This window comes from Planomonospora sp. ID82291 (assembly GCF_015711645.1).
Taxonomy (GTDB): Bacteria; Actinomycetota; Actinomycetes; order Streptosporangiales; family Streptosporangiaceae; genus Planomonospora.
Map to the genome: position 1 here is coordinate 12,311 of NZ_JABTEX010000006.1, position 16,493 is coordinate 28,803.

The 16,493-nt window shown below is 70.8% G+C and carries 26 protein-coding genes; 20 read left to right on the forward strand and 6 right to left on the reverse strand.

Annotated elements, in window-relative coordinates:
• Positions 1–107 precede the first annotated feature (107 nt).
• On the forward strand, positions 108–257 hold the full coding sequence (locus HS045_RS29335) for a hypothetical protein (protein WP_196454847.1): 150 nt from the start codon (positions 108–110) through the stop codon (positions 255–257).
• Complete coding sequence (locus tag HS045_RS29340; protein WP_196454848.1) at positions 250–1,479, forward strand: glycosyltransferase; 1,230 nt, start codon at positions 250–252, stop codon at positions 1,477–1,479. Before HS045_RS29335 ends, HS045_RS29340 begins: the two co-directional genes overlap by 8 nt.
• A 187-nt stretch (positions 1,480–1,666) precedes the next feature.
• Here HS045_RS29340 and HS045_RS29345 read toward each other — a convergent pair whose 3' ends face one another.
• The 3 genes from HS045_RS29345 to HS045_RS29355 all read right to left on the reverse strand — a co-directional run bounded on the left by HS045_RS29345 (position 1,667) and on the right by HS045_RS29355 (position 3,197).
• Positions 1,667–1,834 (reverse strand): hypothetical protein, encoded by a 168-nt coding sequence (locus HS045_RS29345; RefSeq protein WP_196454849.1) that lies wholly within the window; start codon positions 1,832–1,834, stop codon positions 1,667–1,669.
• A 92-nt stretch (positions 1,835–1,926) separates the two neighbouring features.
• A complete protein-coding gene (locus HS045_RS29350; protein WP_196454850.1) occupies positions 1,927–2,475 on the reverse strand; it encodes a hypothetical protein in 549 nt (182 codons plus the stop codon).
• 137 nt (positions 2,476–2,612) lie between these two features.
• On the reverse strand, positions 2,613–3,197 hold the full coding sequence (locus tag HS045_RS29355) for a hypothetical protein (RefSeq protein WP_196454851.1): 585 nt from the start codon (positions 3,195–3,197) through the stop codon (positions 2,613–2,615).
• Positions 3,198–3,573: 376 nt separating this feature from the next.
• Here HS045_RS29355 and HS045_RS29360 point away from each other — a divergent pair, with 376 nt between their 5' ends.
• The 18 genes from HS045_RS29360 to HS045_RS29445 all read left to right on the forward strand — a co-directional run bounded on the left by HS045_RS29360 (position 3,574) and on the right by HS045_RS29445 (position 14,814).
• Positions 3,574–3,933: a hypothetical protein gene (locus HS045_RS29360; RefSeq protein ID WP_196454852.1), complete on the forward strand. Its 360-nt coding sequence runs from the start codon at positions 3,574–3,576 to the stop codon at positions 3,931–3,933.
• 87 nt (positions 3,934–4,020) lie between these two features.
• Positions 4,021–4,386, forward strand: a complete 366-nt coding sequence (locus HS045_RS29365; RefSeq protein ID WP_196454853.1) for a hypothetical protein — start codon at positions 4,021–4,023, stop codon at positions 4,384–4,386.
• Between the two features lie 81 nt (positions 4,387–4,467).
• Positions 4,468–5,046 carry a hypothetical protein gene (locus HS045_RS29370; protein WP_196454854.1) on the forward strand — a complete coding sequence of 193 codons (579 nt, stop codon included), beginning with the start codon at positions 4,468–4,470 and terminating at the stop codon, positions 5,044–5,046.
• A gap of 51 nt (positions 5,047–5,097) precedes the next feature.
• Entirely contained in the window at positions 5,098–5,742 is a 645-nt protein-coding gene (locus HS045_RS29375) for a hypothetical protein (protein ID WP_196454855.1), read from the forward strand.
• A 259-nt stretch (positions 5,743–6,001) separates the two neighbouring features.
• On the forward strand, positions 6,002–6,253 hold the full coding sequence (locus HS045_RS29380) for a hypothetical protein (protein WP_196454856.1): 252 nt from the start codon (positions 6,002–6,004) through the stop codon (positions 6,251–6,253).
• Positions 6,250–7,188 (forward strand): SPFH domain-containing protein, encoded by a 939-nt coding sequence (locus HS045_RS29385; protein WP_196454857.1) that lies wholly within the window; start codon positions 6,250–6,252, stop codon positions 7,186–7,188. The genes HS045_RS29380 and HS045_RS29385 overlap by 4 nt, the downstream gene beginning before the upstream one ends.
• 67 nt (positions 7,189–7,255) lie before the next feature.
• The gene (locus HS045_RS29390; protein WP_196454858.1) at positions 7,256–8,059 is read left to right on the forward strand and encodes an RNA ligase family protein; all 804 of its coding nucleotides are present in this window, start codon (positions 7,256–7,258) and stop codon (positions 8,057–8,059) included.
• A gap of 84 nt (positions 8,060–8,143) precedes the next feature.
• Positions 8,144–8,983 carry a tRNA(His) guanylyltransferase Thg1 family protein gene (locus HS045_RS29395; RefSeq protein WP_196454859.1) on the forward strand — a complete coding sequence of 280 codons (840 nt, stop codon included), beginning with the start codon at positions 8,144–8,146 and terminating at the stop codon, positions 8,981–8,983.
• A 492-nt stretch (positions 8,984–9,475) separates the two neighbouring features.
• Complete coding sequence (locus HS045_RS29400) at positions 9,476–10,042, forward strand: hypothetical protein (protein WP_196454860.1); 567 nt, start codon at positions 9,476–9,478, stop codon at positions 10,040–10,042.
• A 105-nt stretch (positions 10,043–10,147) separates the two neighbouring features.
• On the forward strand, positions 10,148–10,408 hold the full coding sequence (locus HS045_RS29405) for a hypothetical protein (protein WP_196454861.1): 261 nt from the start codon (positions 10,148–10,150) through the stop codon (positions 10,406–10,408).
• 27 nt (positions 10,409–10,435) lie between these two features.
• Entirely contained in the window at positions 10,436–10,633 is a 198-nt protein-coding gene (locus tag HS045_RS29410) for a hypothetical protein (protein ID WP_196454862.1), read from the forward strand.
• Entirely contained in the window at positions 10,630–10,839 is a 210-nt protein-coding gene (locus HS045_RS29415) for a hypothetical protein (protein WP_196454863.1), read from the forward strand. The genes HS045_RS29410 and HS045_RS29415 overlap by 4 nt, the downstream gene beginning before the upstream one ends.
• Entirely contained in the window at positions 10,836–11,777 is a 942-nt protein-coding gene (locus HS045_RS29420; RefSeq protein WP_196454864.1) for a site-specific DNA-methyltransferase, read from the forward strand. Before HS045_RS29415 ends, HS045_RS29420 begins: the two co-directional genes overlap by 4 nt.
• Positions 11,774–12,469: a DNA methyltransferase gene (locus HS045_RS29425; RefSeq protein WP_196454865.1), complete on the forward strand. Its 696-nt coding sequence runs from the start codon at positions 11,774–11,776 to the stop codon at positions 12,467–12,469. The genes HS045_RS29420 and HS045_RS29425 overlap by 4 nt, the downstream gene beginning before the upstream one ends.
• A gap of 171 nt (positions 12,470–12,640) precedes the next feature.
• Positions 12,641–13,141: a 6-carboxytetrahydropterin synthase gene (locus tag HS045_RS29430; protein ID WP_196454866.1), complete on the forward strand. Its 501-nt coding sequence runs from the start codon at positions 12,641–12,643 to the stop codon at positions 13,139–13,141.
• Positions 13,142–13,171: 30 nt separating this feature from the next.
• Complete coding sequence (locus HS045_RS29435) at positions 13,172–13,789, forward strand: helix-turn-helix domain-containing protein (RefSeq protein ID WP_196454867.1); 618 nt, start codon at positions 13,172–13,174, stop codon at positions 13,787–13,789.
• The gene (locus tag HS045_RS29440) at positions 13,786–14,376 is read left to right on the forward strand and encodes a helix-turn-helix domain-containing protein (protein ID WP_196454868.1); all 591 of its coding nucleotides are present in this window, start codon (positions 13,786–13,788) and stop codon (positions 14,374–14,376) included. Before HS045_RS29435 ends, HS045_RS29440 begins: the two co-directional genes overlap by 4 nt.
• A gap of 24 nt (positions 14,377–14,400) precedes the next feature.
• Positions 14,401–14,814 (forward strand): hypothetical protein, encoded by a 414-nt coding sequence (locus HS045_RS29445; RefSeq protein WP_230885094.1) that lies wholly within the window; start codon positions 14,401–14,403, stop codon positions 14,812–14,814.
• Positions 14,815–14,948: 134 nt separating this feature from the next.
• Here the strand turns inward: HS045_RS29445 and HS045_RS29450 are convergent, their stop codons facing one another.
• The 3 genes from HS045_RS29450 to HS045_RS29460 all read right to left on the reverse strand — a co-directional run bounded on the left by HS045_RS29450 (position 14,949) and on the right by HS045_RS29460 (position 16,455).
• A complete protein-coding gene (locus tag HS045_RS29450) occupies positions 14,949–15,335 on the reverse strand; it encodes a hypothetical protein (protein WP_196454870.1) in 387 nt (128 codons plus the stop codon).
• A gap of 154 nt (positions 15,336–15,489) precedes the next feature.
• Positions 15,490–16,206, reverse strand: a complete 717-nt coding sequence (locus HS045_RS29455; protein WP_196454871.1) for a hypothetical protein — start codon at positions 16,204–16,206, stop codon at positions 15,490–15,492.
• A 69-nt stretch (positions 16,207–16,275) separates the two neighbouring features.
• The gene (locus tag HS045_RS29460) at positions 16,276–16,455 is read right to left on the reverse strand and encodes a hypothetical protein (RefSeq protein WP_196454872.1); all 180 of its coding nucleotides are present in this window, start codon (positions 16,453–16,455) and stop codon (positions 16,276–16,278) included.
• Positions 16,456–16,493: the final 38 nt, after the last annotated feature.

Consider the following 16,493-nt stretch of genomic DNA (forward strand, 5'->3'; position numbering starts at 1 on the left):
GGGACAGGGGCGGGCGACGGCGACATAAGCGCCGCAACCCGGCAGCATCAGCGGCCGCAGCCGGACGCACCGCAGGCGCCCGGCGCAACCGACTCCAGGGGGCCGACATGTACGACGACGACTGCTGGACGGCGACAGCCGCAAGCGCCAGCGCGATCACCGCCGCCGGGGGAGGAGCGACCACCCTCACCGCGCTGGCCGTACTCACCGGCGTTGGCCTGCTGGGCTACCGGTGGATCCGCCGCACCCGTGACTAGAAGACGACGGGCCCGGAACGTCTCCCGGATCGGGTGGGCGGTCGCAGTCGCGGGCGCCGCGTGGGCGTTCGGCTGGCGGGCCGCCACCGACTCCCTGGCCGGCAGCCTGTACGGCGTCACTACGCTGGCCCTGGTCGCGATGCTGATCCTGGCCGCGCTGCCCAGCAGGGCCCGGACCCGGTCGATCGTGCCGGGCCGGGTCGTGGCCATCGTGCCGACCTACAACGAAGACCCGGCGGCACTGCAGGCGACCATCACCGCCCTGCTGGCCTCAACGGTCCCGCTGGCCGAAATCCACGTCGTCGACGACGGTTCAATGCCGCCGGCCGCTCCGCATGCGCAGGTCCGCTGGCACCGCCACCCCAACGCCGGCAAACGCCACGCCCAGACCGTCGTGCTCGCCGAACTGGCCGCCGCCCGCGACGCCGGAGCCCCGCGCGCCGACTACATCCTCACCGTGGACTCCGACTCCGTGATCGGACCCGACGCCGTCGGCCACCTGCTGCAGGCCATGTCCGACCCGGGCGTTCAGGCCGCCACCGGCCTGATCATGGTCCGCAACCTCTCGGGGCTCATCGCGGCGATCACCGACCTGGAGATGCAGGTGGCCTGCCTGACGATGCGCGCCGCCCGCTCCCGCCTAGGCGTCGTCGCCCCCTGCTCGGGCGCCCTATCGCTGTACCGGGCCGACCTCGTGCTGGACAACCTCGCCGACTATGTCGCCTCCGGCACCGCCGGCGACGACCGCCGCCTGACCCACTACGCGCTGCAGCGCGGCAAAGCGGTGGCGGTCAACGCCGCCGTCGTCCACACCGACATGCCGACGACCCTGCGGGGAGTGTGGCGCCAACGCGTCCGCTGGTATCGCTCCTACTGGCTGTACGCCCTGTGGGAGGTGCGGCACCTGCCGCCGCTTCCGGCCGCCTGGCGTATCTACAGCCTCACCCTGGCCGCCGTCACCCCGCTCGCGCTGGCCGCCGCCTTCCTCCTGGCGCCCCTCACCACCGGGCAGCCCGCATGGCAAGGGCTGATCTACTGGACCGGCTGGATGTACATCATGGCCGCCCACTACCTGGGCCGCCCCGGGCTGCCGCTTCGCCGACGCATCGCCATCTGGCTGGCCGGCACCCCCCTCATGGTGGCCGCGCAACTTCTCGTGATCCGGCCCGCCATGTGGCAGGCCCTGGCTCAAGCCCGCGACCGCGCCTGGTCCACCCGCTGACCATAACCGAATCTACTTTGTACAGGCCGCAGCATCACACAACCCTCCCACCAGCGGAAAAACAAAACCCACCAGCAGCGTCTCCGGCTCGACGATCACCGTGGCCGCGGGCTCCTACGACATCGCCCGCTGGACGCCCTGACGTCGCGGCAACGGCCCGGGGGCGCAATGCGTACCCGGGCCGTGCTCACTGGATGACGTTCGCGCTGGCCGCCATGATGGCGAAGGCGCGATCCATGCCGCTCCTGCCGCCCGCGGCACCGCTGGCGTTCTTGACCCAGGCGGGCCGGCGGAAGGTGTGCGGTTTCTTCCTGCGGTGGTCGGCGGCCATGACGCCGATCTCGTCGCCGAGCATGGCCAGCAGTTCGTCCTTGCGGTCCCACGGTTCGGCGCGCTGCTCGGGCGTGAGGTGGACCAGCGCGTCATGGGGGAGCCGGTGGACCAGGGCTAGGAAGCGGCGGACTCCGAGGAAGCCTCGGTCGCCGGGGCGTCGCCAGAGTCCGCGGAGTTCGACTCGGGGGTAGTGGTGGGCGAAGTCGGCATCGAGGTCGTCCCACCGCTGGAGGTAGCGGAGGACGTCGGAGATTCCCCCAGGCGCAGCCCGTAGATGTTCATCAGGCCCTTGACCAGGGCGATGACGTCCGAGACCGACGGGCGAGCGGCCAGGAACGCCTCGTAGCCTTCGTCGGTGAGCAGGCGCCGGCCGATCTTCTTGGCGGCCTCCAGGACCTCGTCGGGCAGGTTCTTGTTCATCACCAGCAGGTCGATGAGGGTGTCCAGGACGGACACGGTGGCCGCGTCGGGGTCCTGGGACTTGAAGGAGTCGATCGCGGTGCGGAAGATGAGCGCGATGTCGACGTCGATTTCCGTCAGCGGCTCCAGCACATCCAGCGGGAGTTCCTGCGGAAGGTGGCAGATGGTCTGGCCGCGGAACTTCAGCGGGAACGGTGTGCCTTCGGCGATCCGATCCGCGCGGGCGGCGTCCAGGTCGAGCATTCCCAGGGGCTCCTTGCGTGTGGTGTCGGGCGGGTGCGGGCTGGACGGTAGACCGCCGCCCGGTTTGCGTCGCGCCGGTGCCGTAGTGCACCGGCCGGGCATGAGCGGGTGTGCGGCTCACGCCCGGCCGGTGCGGGTCAGGCGGGGGCGGGGTTGAAGGCGGCCCAGGACTCGGCGATCACGTCGTAGTAGGCGGAACCCACGTCAGAGCCGAGCACCGACAGGCGCAGCGGCAGCGTGGAGGAACTGGTCTTCTCGAAGGTCTGCTCGACGCCTTCGGCCTGCTCAGCGCGCGGGATGATGCGCCGCATCCGGCGCAGCGGGCCGTCGCCGAGCTCCAGGCAGGCGGCCACCTCGACGCGCTGCCCAATGGCGGGCGGGGTGAACTTGTAGTAGGCCGTACCGCCGCCGGACGGGGTGACCTTCTCCACCGACCCGCCGCCGTAGACCGCCTGGAACGACTTCAGCGTCCACTCCAGCAAGTCCACTTCCAGGGTCGCGGAGTCCTCGGTCTGCCAGCGCTTGACCGGGTAGTTGCTCTGGTGCGCCCTCGTCTCCTCAAACTGGGGGTCGGTGGCCCAGTTCAAGCTGTCGGGGGTGAACATTCCGACGTCGTACCAGCCCGTCGGCATCGCCACGGCCGGTCCGTCCGGCGCGGTCGTGCCGACCGGGGCCAGCCACAGCTTGGCCACCTGCGCGGTAAACACATTCTCGGCACCCACAGGGGTCCTCCCAGCCACTCATCACGCCGGCCGGTTGGGGTCGGCGTGGTCGGGTTGGGGACCCGGGCGGACAGTACGTAAGCGGGCGGCTTACGTCGCGGCGGGTGCCGGCCGGGACGGAAGGGGCCGTGGGCGGCCGGGCGCGGAAAAGGCGCACATGCTCTGACCTGCGCGATGCGACGTAAGCTCATGTTTCGGCTACACGTCCGGTCATGGTCACGACGACATCTGCGGCTGAGCCGTACGCCGGCGGCTCGGCCCGCTGGCGCTGCATGCTGACGTGCGAGCTGGAGCGCCGCTGGCAGGAGGCGCCGCATCGGCAGGCGGCGCTTTCGGCTGCGCGGCGGCACTACCTCACGACGCACTGGGCGCGGCCATGAGCGGCTCGGAGATCGGGAACGTGGTGCTGTCAGCGGTGCGGCTGGCCGTGGTCATCTCGCCCGTCATGCTGGCCGTGGGCGCGCTGGCGTTCCTGGTGGGGGCGAAGGTGGGGCGGGCGCACAGCGCACGCGAGGTGGCGCGGCTGAAGGCCCGGCTGGGCACGTTCGCGCGGGTGCTGGCTCCGCTGCCGCAGGCGCTGCGCGCCGGGCGCGGAGGCGCGTTCATCGCCCGTCAGGACCTGGCGGTGCTCGCGCTGCTGGTCGAGCACGAAGGCCCCGATGGAGAACAGCTGGTCGCGCTGGAGGAGGTGTTCCGTAACTCGCCTGCGTCACCGACGAATGGACACGTCGATTAACCATCTTGTACTTTAATGATTGTTGGATCGGGGGGCGATCCCGGTTCGGTGTCCGCCCAGGTCACAGCCATCATGAAAGGACTAGCGATGGTCTTCGATCCCCTGCCGTATGAGGGCTACCTCGCAGCCGAACTGGCCGATCACGGCTTCGACGCGGGCGTCCGCGACATCGACAAGTTCGGCGACGACGCCTCACGGGCCGTCGTCACCTACCGCCTGCGCAACATCGAGGTCGCCGTCAACGAGCAGGACGGCGACGTCACCTTGCGCGTGTACGGCGAGGACGACCCGACCTACGAGCACGGCTACGACCAGGCCACCTTCCAGCCCATGATCTACCCGCAGGTCATCCTCTCCGCGATCACAGCTGCGACCGCCACCAGCGCCGACCACGGCCACCTGGCCCGCGCCGACTCCATGGCCGCGCACCGCGCAAGCCTCACAGCCGCCTGACCGCCCTCACCCCGATGGCCTGCCTCACTCCCCTTCCCGCGCGGGGTGAGGCGGCCGCCCGCCCTCTGATCAAGGACCCTCATGCCCTCCATCGACTGGCCCACCGCCCTGCAGCGCGACCTGTGGGCCGAGCCGTACCGACCCGACGAGCGCGTCGCCATCGCCGAGATGCCCCTCCACAGCGCCGAACGGGCGTACGGCGTGCTCCTCAACCACGACAGCCTGGCCGCTGCGGCCGTGGCCAGGTACGCGATGCGCAACCCCGCCCCCGACGGGGTCGGCGACTGGTGGCCGCGCACTTCCAAGGAGCGCAGCCGCGTCCGCCGCGAGCCGCGCGAGTGGATCACCTCCACGCCGCTGGCCCGCGCGCTGAAAGGCCGCATCGACTACGTCGGCGACGTCGACCTCACCTACGAACTGAACGACTCCAACGGCTACTGCGTCGACATGACGGTGCGCGACCTGCTGACGTACCTGCGCAACCAGCCGCTCGACGCCAAGGTCGTCGTGTTCTCCGACGCCGAAGGCAACACCGTGCATCCCGTTCATCGGGTCACCATCGACACCTTCTTCGCCGCTGGCCCCCGCAACTTCGACAACGAACTCGTCGGCAACGGCCAGGGCGGTGTGCGCTGCGTCGCCCTGTGGCCCGCCGACTAGCCCTTCCCTCTTCGTCTCCGCCCCGCCCTCACGGGCGGGGCACCCCCACCGTTGAAAGGCACCGCCATCACCTACTTCGACCTGCTCGGGCAGCGCGACACGTGGATCGACCATCACGGCACCGCTCGACCGATCACCGATCTGCACCCCGACGACGCCTGGGCCGCCCGCCTATGGCTGGACCGCAACGCCGCCGCGCTCGCCGCCCACGTGGCCGCGCACGTCACCACCCTGTCCGCCAGCGACTTGCCTGACGGCGACTGGATCCCCCGCACGCCCGACACGCTGGCATGGCTGACCGCGCGGCCCGCCGACTGGATCGCCTACACACCGCTCGGTGACGCCCTTGGCGGTCACAGCAGCGAGACCTTCAAGAAGATCGAGGACAGGGACATCCCGTTCTGGACCATCTGGATCGGCGGACACCGCCGCTGGGTCTTCGGCGGCTGCAAGAACCCCGCTGGCTACGCCAACCCCGAGGACGCCGCCGTCGAGGCCGAATGCCAGCTCACGGGCAAGACCCAAGGCTGGCTCGGCGCGACGGCAGGTCACGGCGTCACCCCGAAGGTCCACCGCACCAACTGGCTGGAGCTGGTCGAGCCGCTGGTACAGCGGGCGTTCGAGCCGCCGCCGCCCGCTCCCGACGGCCTGCTGCCCGACGACCTGCCCGTACCCGCTCCCGCCGTCTGCGCCTGACCCCCTTCTCCTGCGGGTGGGAGCCGTACGGCTCCCACCCGCCTCAACCCCGAAAGCTCCCCGCCGTTGCCTGAGCATCAGCCGCCCGCTGGCGCCGACGGCCTGGCCGGCGAGATCGCCGACGCGGTCACCGCCTTCACCGGCTTCACCCCGACCTGCGGACCAGCCACCACCGGGCGGCCGCCCCACTCACCGCTGAAAGGACCCCGTTGCCCACACTGCGCCCCCTCCCGCGACCCCTGACCGCCGGCGGCAGGCGATGAAGCCATCCCTGCTGCTGTTCGCCCTGGACATGGTCATCGCCGCGACGGTCATCGCCTTCGCCCGGAGCACCACCCGGGCCAAGGGCGCCCGCGCCGACCGCCGCGCCCTGGCCGACTACCGGACCGTCGTCGAGGAGGTCTACCAGATCGCGCTGGAGGCCCGCTCCCTCGACAACACCGCCGACCTCATCGAAGCCAAGCTCCGCACCTTCCGCACCGCCCAGATCCGCAAGGAGTCCCGTTCATGACCCGCAAGCTCCCCACCCTGCTCGGCCTGTCCCTCCTGCTGGTGACCGCCACCGCGTGCGCCAGCGTCAACACCGAGCCAGACGAGATGTCCATCGTCTACAAGGCGGCCATGGGCTCAGCCACCACGTTCTCCAAGTGCATCGGCTCGGCCAAGCGGGAGAGCGTCTCCGTCAGCGAAAACTCCTGGACCTACCCCGCGGGGCAACTCACCTACGACTTCACCGGCGTGGCCGGCACGCAGGCCAAGCCGATGAACGTCACCAGCAAGGACCTCGTCGTCCTGCCGGTCGGCGGCCTCGTCACCTTCCGCCTCAACCCCGACTGCGCGGTCCTGCGCACCTTTCACGAGTCCATCGGCCTGCGCAAGCGCGCCTTCCTCTACAGCACCACCAGCGGCGACTCCGACAACCCCGACGAGGCCGGTTGGAACACCGTCCTGAACACCTACCTGAGGGTTCCGCTGGACCGCGCCCTGGACGCGGCCAGCAAGGAATTCGACGCCCGCCCCCTGGTCGGTGACGCCACCATCAAGGAGCAGTGGGAAAAGCGCGTCGGCGAGCTCGCCCGCAAGTTCATCGCCGAAGCCAGCGGCGGCGAGTTCTTCTGCCAGCCGCACGCGACCACGCCCGGCTGCGGCGACATCGTCATCACCCTCAACCAGCCCGAACCGCCCAAGGCGCTCGCCGACGCCTTCACCGCCGAGCAGGCCGCCAAGGCCCAGACCCTCGCCCAGCAGCAGATCAACCGGAAGGTCAAGGCCGAAACCGAGTCCATCAAGGACCTCGTCGACCTGCTCGGACCCGACGGGGCCGTCGCCTGGAAGCACAACGAGCAGCTGCGCGAGATCCTGCGCGAGGCCGTCGCCAAGGGCGACCCGGTGATCACCCTGCCGCAGGGCAGCGGCGGCATCAACATCACCACCCCCAAGCCGTAACCCTTCCGCCGGCCACCGCCTTGCGGGCGGCGGCCGGCAATCCCCTCCCACCCTGAAAGGAGCAGCGTTGTTCTCGCTGCGCACCCCCGCCGACCTCGCCAAGGTCAACACGGCGACGAAGTACCCGTCCATCCCCACCCACCACCGCATCGACCCCCGCGGCCGCCTGCACGAAGAACCGACCGTCTTCACCGGGCCCGTCATCGCCACCGAAAAGTGCGACGGCACCAACGCCCGCGTCCTGAAGTTCCCCGACGGCAGGTGGATGATCGGCAGCCGGAAGGACCTGCTCGCCGCCGACGGCGACCTCGTCAACGACCCCTCCCACGGCATCGTGGACGCTCTCACCGGCCTCGCCGAGACGATCCCGCCGCGTCCCGGCCAACTCGTCGCCCTGTACCTGGAGGTGTACGGCACCAAGAACCTCGGCGCGTGGAAGGAGTACGGCGACGGCGAGCCCGCCTGGAAGCTGTTCGACGCCTTCACCCTCGACCTGGACCTGCTGGAGCAGGAACGCGAAACGATCGCCTCCTGGCGGGAGCACGGCGGCCAGCCGTTCATGCCCGAGCACGACCTGCAGCAGCTGGCCCAGAGCATCGGCGTACAGGTGACACCGCGCCTGCTGGAGATCGACGGCGCCGACCTGCCGGCCAGCATCCAGGACATGCTCGCCTTCATGGAGCCCTACCGCACCACCGTGGCGGCCACCGGCCGTCCCGGTCTCAGCGAGGGCCTCGTGCTGCGCGACCCTCACCGCCGTACCATCACCAAGGCGCGTTTCCAGGACTACGACCGTACGCTGCGCCTGCGCGCCGATGAGGCCCGCGACGCATCCCGCGCGGCCCGCCGCGCCGCAGCCGCCACCCGCTGACCCCCGCCACCCGGTAACCCGGTCCTCCCGCCCGCAACGGCGGGAGGACCATCACCCCCGCCAGTAAAGGACCCCCACCCCCTCATGAGTGACACGACCGCCCTCGGCGACCGGATGAAGGGCTACGAGCACGTCACCCGCGGCGTGCTGCCCCGCCGCACCTACACGATCATCCGCGTGGACGGCCGCGCCTTCCACACCTTCCTCGCCCACGCCGACCGCCCCTTCGACGAGGCCGTCGTCGAGGCCATGAACGCAGTCGCCGTCGCCCTGTGCGGCCAAGCCCAGGGTGCGGTGTTCGCCTACACCCAGTCCGACGAGTGCAGCCTCCTGCTGACCGACTTCGCCTCCCGCACCACCCAGCCGTGGTTCGGCGGCGTCATCCAGAAGATCGCCAGCATCTCCGCCGCCGTCGCCTCTGTCGCCTTCAACCAGGCCTACGGCTACCACTACGACGACGCCTGCGCCGTCTTCGACGCCCGTGTCTTCACCCTCCCCGACGCCGTGGAGGTCGCCAACTACTTCCTGTGGCGCCAGCGCGACTGCGTCCGCAACTCGATCACGATGGCCGCCCAGGCCCGCTTCTCCCACCGCCAGCTCCAGGGCGTCACCACTGAGCAGATGCAGGAGATGCTGTGGCAAGGACACGGCATCAACTGGAACGACTACCCGGCCGGGATGAAACGCGGCCGCGTCATCGTCCGCGACACCGCCGAACGCGACATCACCTACACCGACCGGCGCACCAGCCAGACGACGACCACGCAGGTCCTGCGCTCGGCCTGGACCGCGCAGGACGCGCCGCACTTCACCGCCGATCCGTCCGGCTGGCTCGCCGCCACCATCCCCGCCCAGGCCGCCCTGGCCCCCGCGGCGCCGGCGGCTACGGGCCACTTCCTGCCGGAGGTCGCGGGTGAGCACTGAACGCGGCGACCGCTGCCCTGACTGCCGTGCCGCACCCAGTCTCGGCCACCTGCCGAACTGCGACGTGGCCCGCTGCCCCGAATGCGGCGTCCAACGCGTCCAGTGCGAAGACCACACCTCCTCGCGCAGGTCATCGATCTGGACGGGCCGCTGGCCGGGAGAGGCAGAAGCCGAACGGGAAGGCTGGTGGGCGCACTTCGTTGAGGGCAACGGCTGGGCGGAGTGCGGACCTGACCAGCCCGGGGCCATGCCCGACCTGAACCGTGTCGCCCGTGCCGGCCTGGTCACCGGCGACCTGGTGTGGGACCGCTCCGCCCAGCAGTGGATCCCGCCGGGGGAGCGGCCGCGCCGCTACGGGAAAGGACGCGCGGCGGCGCCTTCACTCAAGCGAGCAGGCGCAACACCCACCATTTCCCTTAAGTAACCACGCTGTACTAAATTCATTGAAACACGGGGGGAGCGGTCTCCTGTGCTTTCACGAAAAGGACCCTGATGACCACCGACTACGTCTGGAGCCTGCACGAGATCGGCCCGCCCGGAGGCGAGAGAACGCGCGCGTTCCTTCACCTGCGGGACTGCGGATGCGGCCTGGATCCGTTCGCCGTCAGCGGCCAGATCCGCGCCCGCAGCGCCGTCCAGGCCGTCGCCCTGGCCTGGCCCGAGATCCACGCTGCAGGCGGCACCAGCCACGGCAACGCCGAATGCGTCCTGGCCGCCAGCGGAGCGCCCGCGCCCGCCTGGACCGCCGACCTGCTCGACGCCCTGGACGGCGTGGACATGAGCGCGCCGGAGAAGGCCGCGCTCTACCGGCTGGCCCGCCACGCCGACGGCGCCGTGCTGGCCACACTGATCCGCCGCGCCCGCGCCCTCGAGCACCAGGTGCTGGGCGACATCGGCATGGAGCTCGGCCAGTGGATCGCCTGCGGTGCCGACGTCGCGCGAGCACAGGAAGAGTTCGCGCCCGCCGACGTGGCGATGGAGCGGGAGCGGGCCCGCGACGACGCCGCCGCCCGGGTATGCGAGCGCCTGCGAGCTCACCTGGTGCCCGCCGCCGGCTGAGCCGCCGACGAAGAAGGGGGTCTGCGACGCTGCGGACCCCCTTCACCATTATCGAACACATGTACGGAGAGGAGTGCATCGGATGCGACGTGCGACCATAGTGGTATGGCCGTACGCAACGTCACTTTCGTCGTCCCACCGGGGCTGACCGTCGACGACCTGAGGACCTGGTCGATGGCGTGCGCCACCGGCAAGCACGGCACCTGCAAGGGGTACCGCATCAACCCCGACCCGGCCGCCACCGGAGAGGACACGAGCCTGCCCTGCGACTGCAGCATCTGCACGCATACGCCCGGCGGAGGCGGCGGCCGCCCGTACAAGGAACGCCCCGCGACCGGCGTCCTCGAAGGCGACGACGCGACCTAAGCTCACCCGCCTGATACTCCTCCCGGCGTGACCACGCCGATCTTCAACGCGCTCGCCGCCGAGTACGCGGCCGACTGCGCCCTTCCTGCCCCTCCAGCGCCACAGGCCGCCCAGGGAACCCCGGCCGCGCCTCGCGACTGGTTCACCCCTGCATCCCCGGCCGGTGCCGCTGACCCGTTCACCGGTCCGCCCGCTGACGTGCCCGCCGCAGCGGTGAGCGCATGAGCGGCCGCCCCTCCCCCTCCGCCCAGGGCTGCGCCCTGCTCATCGAGCAGGTCGTTCGACTCCTGGCCGTGATCGCTCTCAGCTGGAGCGCGCTGACCACCCCTCACCTGGGGCTGGCCATCCTCACCTGGGCCCTGGCGGCCCTGTTCACTCTCGCCCTCATCGTCAGCCCTCTGACGCGGCATCTGGCAGGGAGCAGCCGATGAACGACCTCACCCGCGACAACGCCACCCCCTTCGCCGACGCCGTCACCCCCACGCCCGCCGAGCCGTACTGGAGCAGCGACAGCGCCGCCATCTACAAGGGCGACATCCTGTCCGTTCTGCCCGCCCTGCCCACCGGCAGCGTCGACGCCGTCATCGCCGACCCGCCGTACTCCTCCGGCGGCGTGTCCATCGCCGAACGCAAGCGCTCCACCCGCACCAAGTACGTCTCCGGTTCGGCCGGCGACATCGCACATGAGAACCCGGACTTCCCCGGCGACCAGCGCGACCAGCGCTCGTGGACGTTCTGGTCCACGCTGTGGATGACCGAGGCGCTGCGCCTGACCAAGCCAGGCGGTTCGATCCTGGTGTTCACCGACTGGCGCCAGCTGCCCTCCACCACCGACGCCATGCAGGCCGCCGGCTGGACCTGGCGCGGCGTCGTCAACTGGGTCAAGCCCCGAGGCCGCTCCCGGCCGATCCGCGGCGGCTTCTGGAACCAGGCCGAGTACGCCGTCTGGGGCGTCAACGGCTCCATCCAGAAGGACTACGAGGTGTACCTGCCGGGCGCGATCGAAGCCCGCGCCCCCGTCGGCGCCAACCGCATCCACCAGACGGAAAAGCCCGTCGACCCGCTCCTGACCACGCTCGTGCGCGTCGCCCCACCCGGCGGCCTCATCCTGGACCCGTTCACCGGATCCGGCTCCACCGGCGTGGCCGCACAGATGCAGGGCCGCCGCTTCATCGGCATCGAGATCACCGACCACTACGCCAAGGTCGCCGCCGACCGGCTGTCGCGGCCCACGCTCGCCACCGCCCCCGATACGGCCGGCGCCGCCAGCGACCCCGAGCAGCCGCCCGCCGAGCCCGCCCACGACGCGCCCGGCACCGCCGGCGACCCGCCCGCCCTGTTCGTCCCGGCGCCCAGGAGCGGCCAGTGAGCCTGCCCACCCCGTTCTACGCCGACGAGCTGGTGACGCTCTACAACGCCGACGCGCTGGAGATTCTCGCCGAGCTCGCCCCCGGCGACGTCGACCACGTCGTCACCGACCCGCCGTACCAGACGACCGGCACCTCCTGGGCGACCAGGGCCAGCTCCTGGGCCGACACGATGAACACCGCGCACTGGTTCACCAGCTGGTACCGGCACGTGACCCGCATCCTGCCCGAGCACGGCAGCTTCTGGTCGTGCTGCAACTGGCGGACCCTACCGATCGTGCAGCGCGCCGCCCACGACGCCCGCCTGGATGTGACCTCTGTGGCGGTCTGGCACAAAGACGCCATCCGCACCGGTTCCCCGCGCGGACTGCGCTCCGACCACGAGCTCATCGCCATCATGGCCAAGAGCGCCTTCCGCATCTCCGACCGCTCCGCCGGCGATGTGTGGACCATCAAGACCAGCACGAAGAAGGCACACGGCCATCCCGCGGAAAAGCCCCTGGCCATCCCGGCCCGCATCATCGACCTCATCCAGCCCGCACCCGGGCAGGTGATCCTCGACCCGTTCTCCGGTTCGGGAACGACCGCAGAAGCCGCCAAGCGGCGCGGCCTCAAGGTGATCGCCGTCGAAGCCGACAGCGCCTGGTGCGACACGATCGCCCGCCGCCTGGCCGCCACCCCGCCGCCCGCGTAACCGCCCGGTGGCCCCTGAGCCCGGGGCCACACCGGCGCCTTCCATCCCCATCGCGGGTGCCCGATCCCTGCGGGGAGACGGCCGCAGGTGAGCCGAAGCGACGTTAACTCGCAAATGTGTCACACTCCGCCCGCACCGTCCGACCCGGCCGACAAGGGGACAGCGCTGCCCGTGTTCACAACCGTCTTCACCCACTGCTTCAACGCCAGCCACCAACTGCCCTACCTGCGCGGCGAGCGCGGCGGACTGCACGGGCACACCTGGCAGGCCGCGTTCACCGTCGTTGCCGGCTCCCTGGACGAGCACGGCCGCCTGCTTGACGAAGCGGCCTTTGCCGCACGGATGACGACCTTCATCGACGCTCGCCTGGCCAACGCCACCCTCCTCGGACACCGTGACCCGTTCGCCCCGATCATGGACGGCCACGGCAAGAAGCTGTTCCTGTTCGGCGGCGACTACGACGGCGCCGCCTGGCCCACCGCCGGCGCGGTCGCGCTGCTGCTCGCCCACCACGCCCACGGCTGGCTGACCGAGACAGCCGACCGCGCAGACCTTCACCTGGCCTCGGTGACCATCGCCCCGTCCGGTGCCAACCCCACCACGTGGCACAACCCCGCCCACGCCCTCGTACCCGCTCCCCGGCCGATCCCAGCCTCCGCTCTGGCCGCCTGACCCACCCCGCCTTTCAAGGAGATCCCCACCATGACCACCGCCACCGCTGCCGACGTCGTCACCGTCACCCTGCCCCGCGACCAGGCCGACGCCCTCTTGAAGGTCGCCGCCCTCCTGGACCGGGCCGTCAGCGACCAGGTCGTCCTGTCGCCTGCGCCGCAGACCGCGCTGCCGCTCACCAGCCAGCGCAAGCCGTACGACGCCGTCGACCGCGCCACCGCCGCCTCCATCCGCGACCACATCGTCACCGCGCTCGACCGCGCCGGCGTTGTCGGTCTGACCACCGCCGACGTCGTCGACCTCATGAAGAGCAGCAACCTCGTCACCCATGCCAGCCACGGCCGCGCCACCTACGCCCTGACGGTTCTGGAGAAGGACGGGCGCATCTTCCGCCACGGCATCGGCCTCATCACCTGGTACGCCGCCCGGCACCGGGAACCGTTCGTCGCCTCCCTGATGGCCAAGCTGCCCGAGCACGACCTGACCACCGTCGAAGCCGCCGACGTCCTCGGGCTGGGACCCGGCAGTGTCCGCACCCTCATCGACGCCCAGCAGCTCACCTCGCGGCGGGTCGGGAACGCCACCGTCGTGCACCGAGCCTCCCTCGCTGCCTACATCAACAAGATCGGAACTACGGAGGCCCTATGAGCATCGACGCCACCACCCAGCCCGACGCGACCGCCAGCGATACGGCTCCTGCTAAGTCTGTAGGCCGTCCTACCAAGCTCACTCCTGAGATGGCCGACGCCCTGTGCCAAGCCCGTCAGAACGGACACAGCATCACGGGGGCTGCCGACCTGTGTGGAGTGCACCGAGCGACTCTCCTGCGCTGGCTCGCAGAGGGGGAGGCCGACGACGCCCCGGAGGTATTTCGCGACTTTCGCGACAGGTTTACGCGCGCGCACGCGCACGTGATCGGATCGTTGGTGAACGCGGCGATTCAGGACGCGTTGGGTGGGTCGGTGGTGAAGAAGGTGGAGCGGGAGCTGCCGGATGGGTCGGTGATCCGGGAGGAGCAGGTGACGCCGCCGAACGGGAAGGTCGCGTTGGAGGTGGCGTCGCGGCTGAATCCGGATTGGCGTGGGGTGAAGGCGGTGGAGCTGTCGGGGCCTGATGGAGGGCCGGTTGAGGTGGCTCATGAGGTGGAGATCCTCGAGGGGCTGGTGTCTCGGGTGGAGGCGGTGAAGGCGCGTAAGGCGGCTGAGGCTGTGTCCAGGTGTGATGACGTTGCGTGATGTGCGACCTGCGGTGTTGGAGGCATGGGGGTGACGGTGAGTGATCTTTCTGGGGTGGTGGGGCGTTCGCATCCGTGGCTGGTGGGCGGGGCGGCTGCTTCGTCTGCTGCGCGGGCGGTGACGGGGGAGCCGTTCGGGGGCCGGTCGCCGGAGGAGTTCGTCGCTGGGGTGCTGGTGGCGCTCGAGGCGCGGGTGCGCCGGCGGGTGGCTGCGGAGTTGGCGGAACAGGTGCGGGCGTGCCCTGATCATCCGTTGTCGTGGTTGCCGCGGCCGTTGTGCTGGCAGTGCGGGCGCAACGGGATGGTGGAGCGGTGCCGTCGGGTGGCGTTGGGTGGGTTTCCGCCGGGCGATGACGGTGACGACGGCGGCGGTGTTGATGCGGTGGTGGCGGAGTTGGCGGCGCGGGCCGCTGATGCGTTGGCGGCGCCGATCGTCTGAAGATCCGGCTGGGCGCTGTGTATGGCTGCGGGGCCGTCTGTATGCGTCTGTGGCGAACCGGTGACCATACACAAGGGGCGGAAACCCCGCGGGCGGGGTTCCGCCCCTTGTGTGCGTGTGAGGGCGTTGCGCTGTCAGGGGGTGGTGGTGGGCGGTTCGGTATCGGTGAAGCCGCCCAGGGCGTGAACGAGGCGGACGCCGACGGAGGCGCGGCCGTGGACGTCGTAGAAGCCGCGACAGACGGCTTGGGCTGCTTCGGGGTGGGCGCCGTAGGGGAGGGTGGCGTGGCAGATGATCCATGAGTTGTTGGCGAGGGCTTCGGTGACCATCTCGTCGCGGCGGCCGGGCGCCAGATGCATCAGGTTGCCGGGGCGGAAGATGCAGGTGCTGCACTTGCGTGCGGACAGGCGGGGCTGGCCGGTGGCGGGGTCCACGATGCCGCCGGGGTCGAGCGGCGCGTCACGGCGAGGGCGGGGAGGGTAGAGCTCGTCGAGGACGTTACGGGCGTCGCGGCTGGTCACGGTAAGGGCTCCTGCGAGGGGGGGTCTGTTCGGGAATTATCCAGTGGTGCCGGGGTCAGCGGGGGCGTGCTCGGCGCGGGGCGGCTTTCGCCCGGCGGGACGCTGATCGGTCAGGTGGGGCGGGCGGCGGGTGCGTCGCCGCCCGCCCGCGAGGTCAGGGCGTCGCTGCGTCGGTGAGGGCGGGCTCTTCGCAGAAGTCGTCGAGGATGTCGGCCAGGTGCTTCAGGAAGACGGGGTCGCCAACGGCGGGGATCGGCCCGGCCTTCTCAGCCCAGGCCGGGTCGTGGCGGATCCGCGCGTTCCGGAACTGCTCGGCGTCGCCACCGGGTTCGAAGAAGGTCATTCCGGCGCTGATGAAGTGCGCGACCTCCGTCGTCGCCCACGCGCAGGCTTCCCGCCACGTGCTGCGCGGGCGGCCGCGCCCCAGGGCGGCGTAGGAGTAGGTGAGCGCGTCGATGAGGTACTCGGTTGAGGCGCCTGCTTCGGTGGCTGCGGCGTGGACTTCCCGCGGGTACGGCACGGGGATGGTCGCGAGGGTGTCGAAGCCGAACGCCTCGGCGAACGCCTGCTCGATCTCCTCGGAGAGTTGGGCGGCGGCGGCGGTGGCGGCTTTGGCGGCCTTGTCGCACCAGTCGAGGCGGCTGATGCCGGGGGAGGCGGCGCGGGCGGCGCGGATGCGGCGGCGGATCACCGTCATCGCTTTGCTCCAGGAGGGGACGGTGTAGTGGGGGAGGAGGTAGGTGACGATGGCAGCCCACGCGGCGGCGTTGCTGATCTGAGCGTGGGTGGCACCGGCGTCGTAGGCGTCGTGGGCGACCTGGGTGGGGCGGAAGTCGAGGTGCCGCACGGTGGGGCGGGTGTCGTTGAACATGGGTCGCTTTCGTCTGGTGCGGTGGCGGGTAGGGCGGGGCGGGCGGCGGGTGCGTCGCCGCCCGCGGGGCTAGGACGCCTCCTCGCGGATGAGGTTGACCAGGTCGGTCTTGCCGCGTCGGCGCTGGATACGGACCCAGTAGCGGCGGCAGCGGCGGCTGGCGCCGAACATCGGGTCGTGGCCGGGGCAGCACCAGGCGAGGTCGCGCATGCGGCCGGACATGGGGGCGGAGGTGGTGGTGATGTTCACGGGCGGTGCCTTCTTTCCGGGGTGGGGTGGAGAGGTAC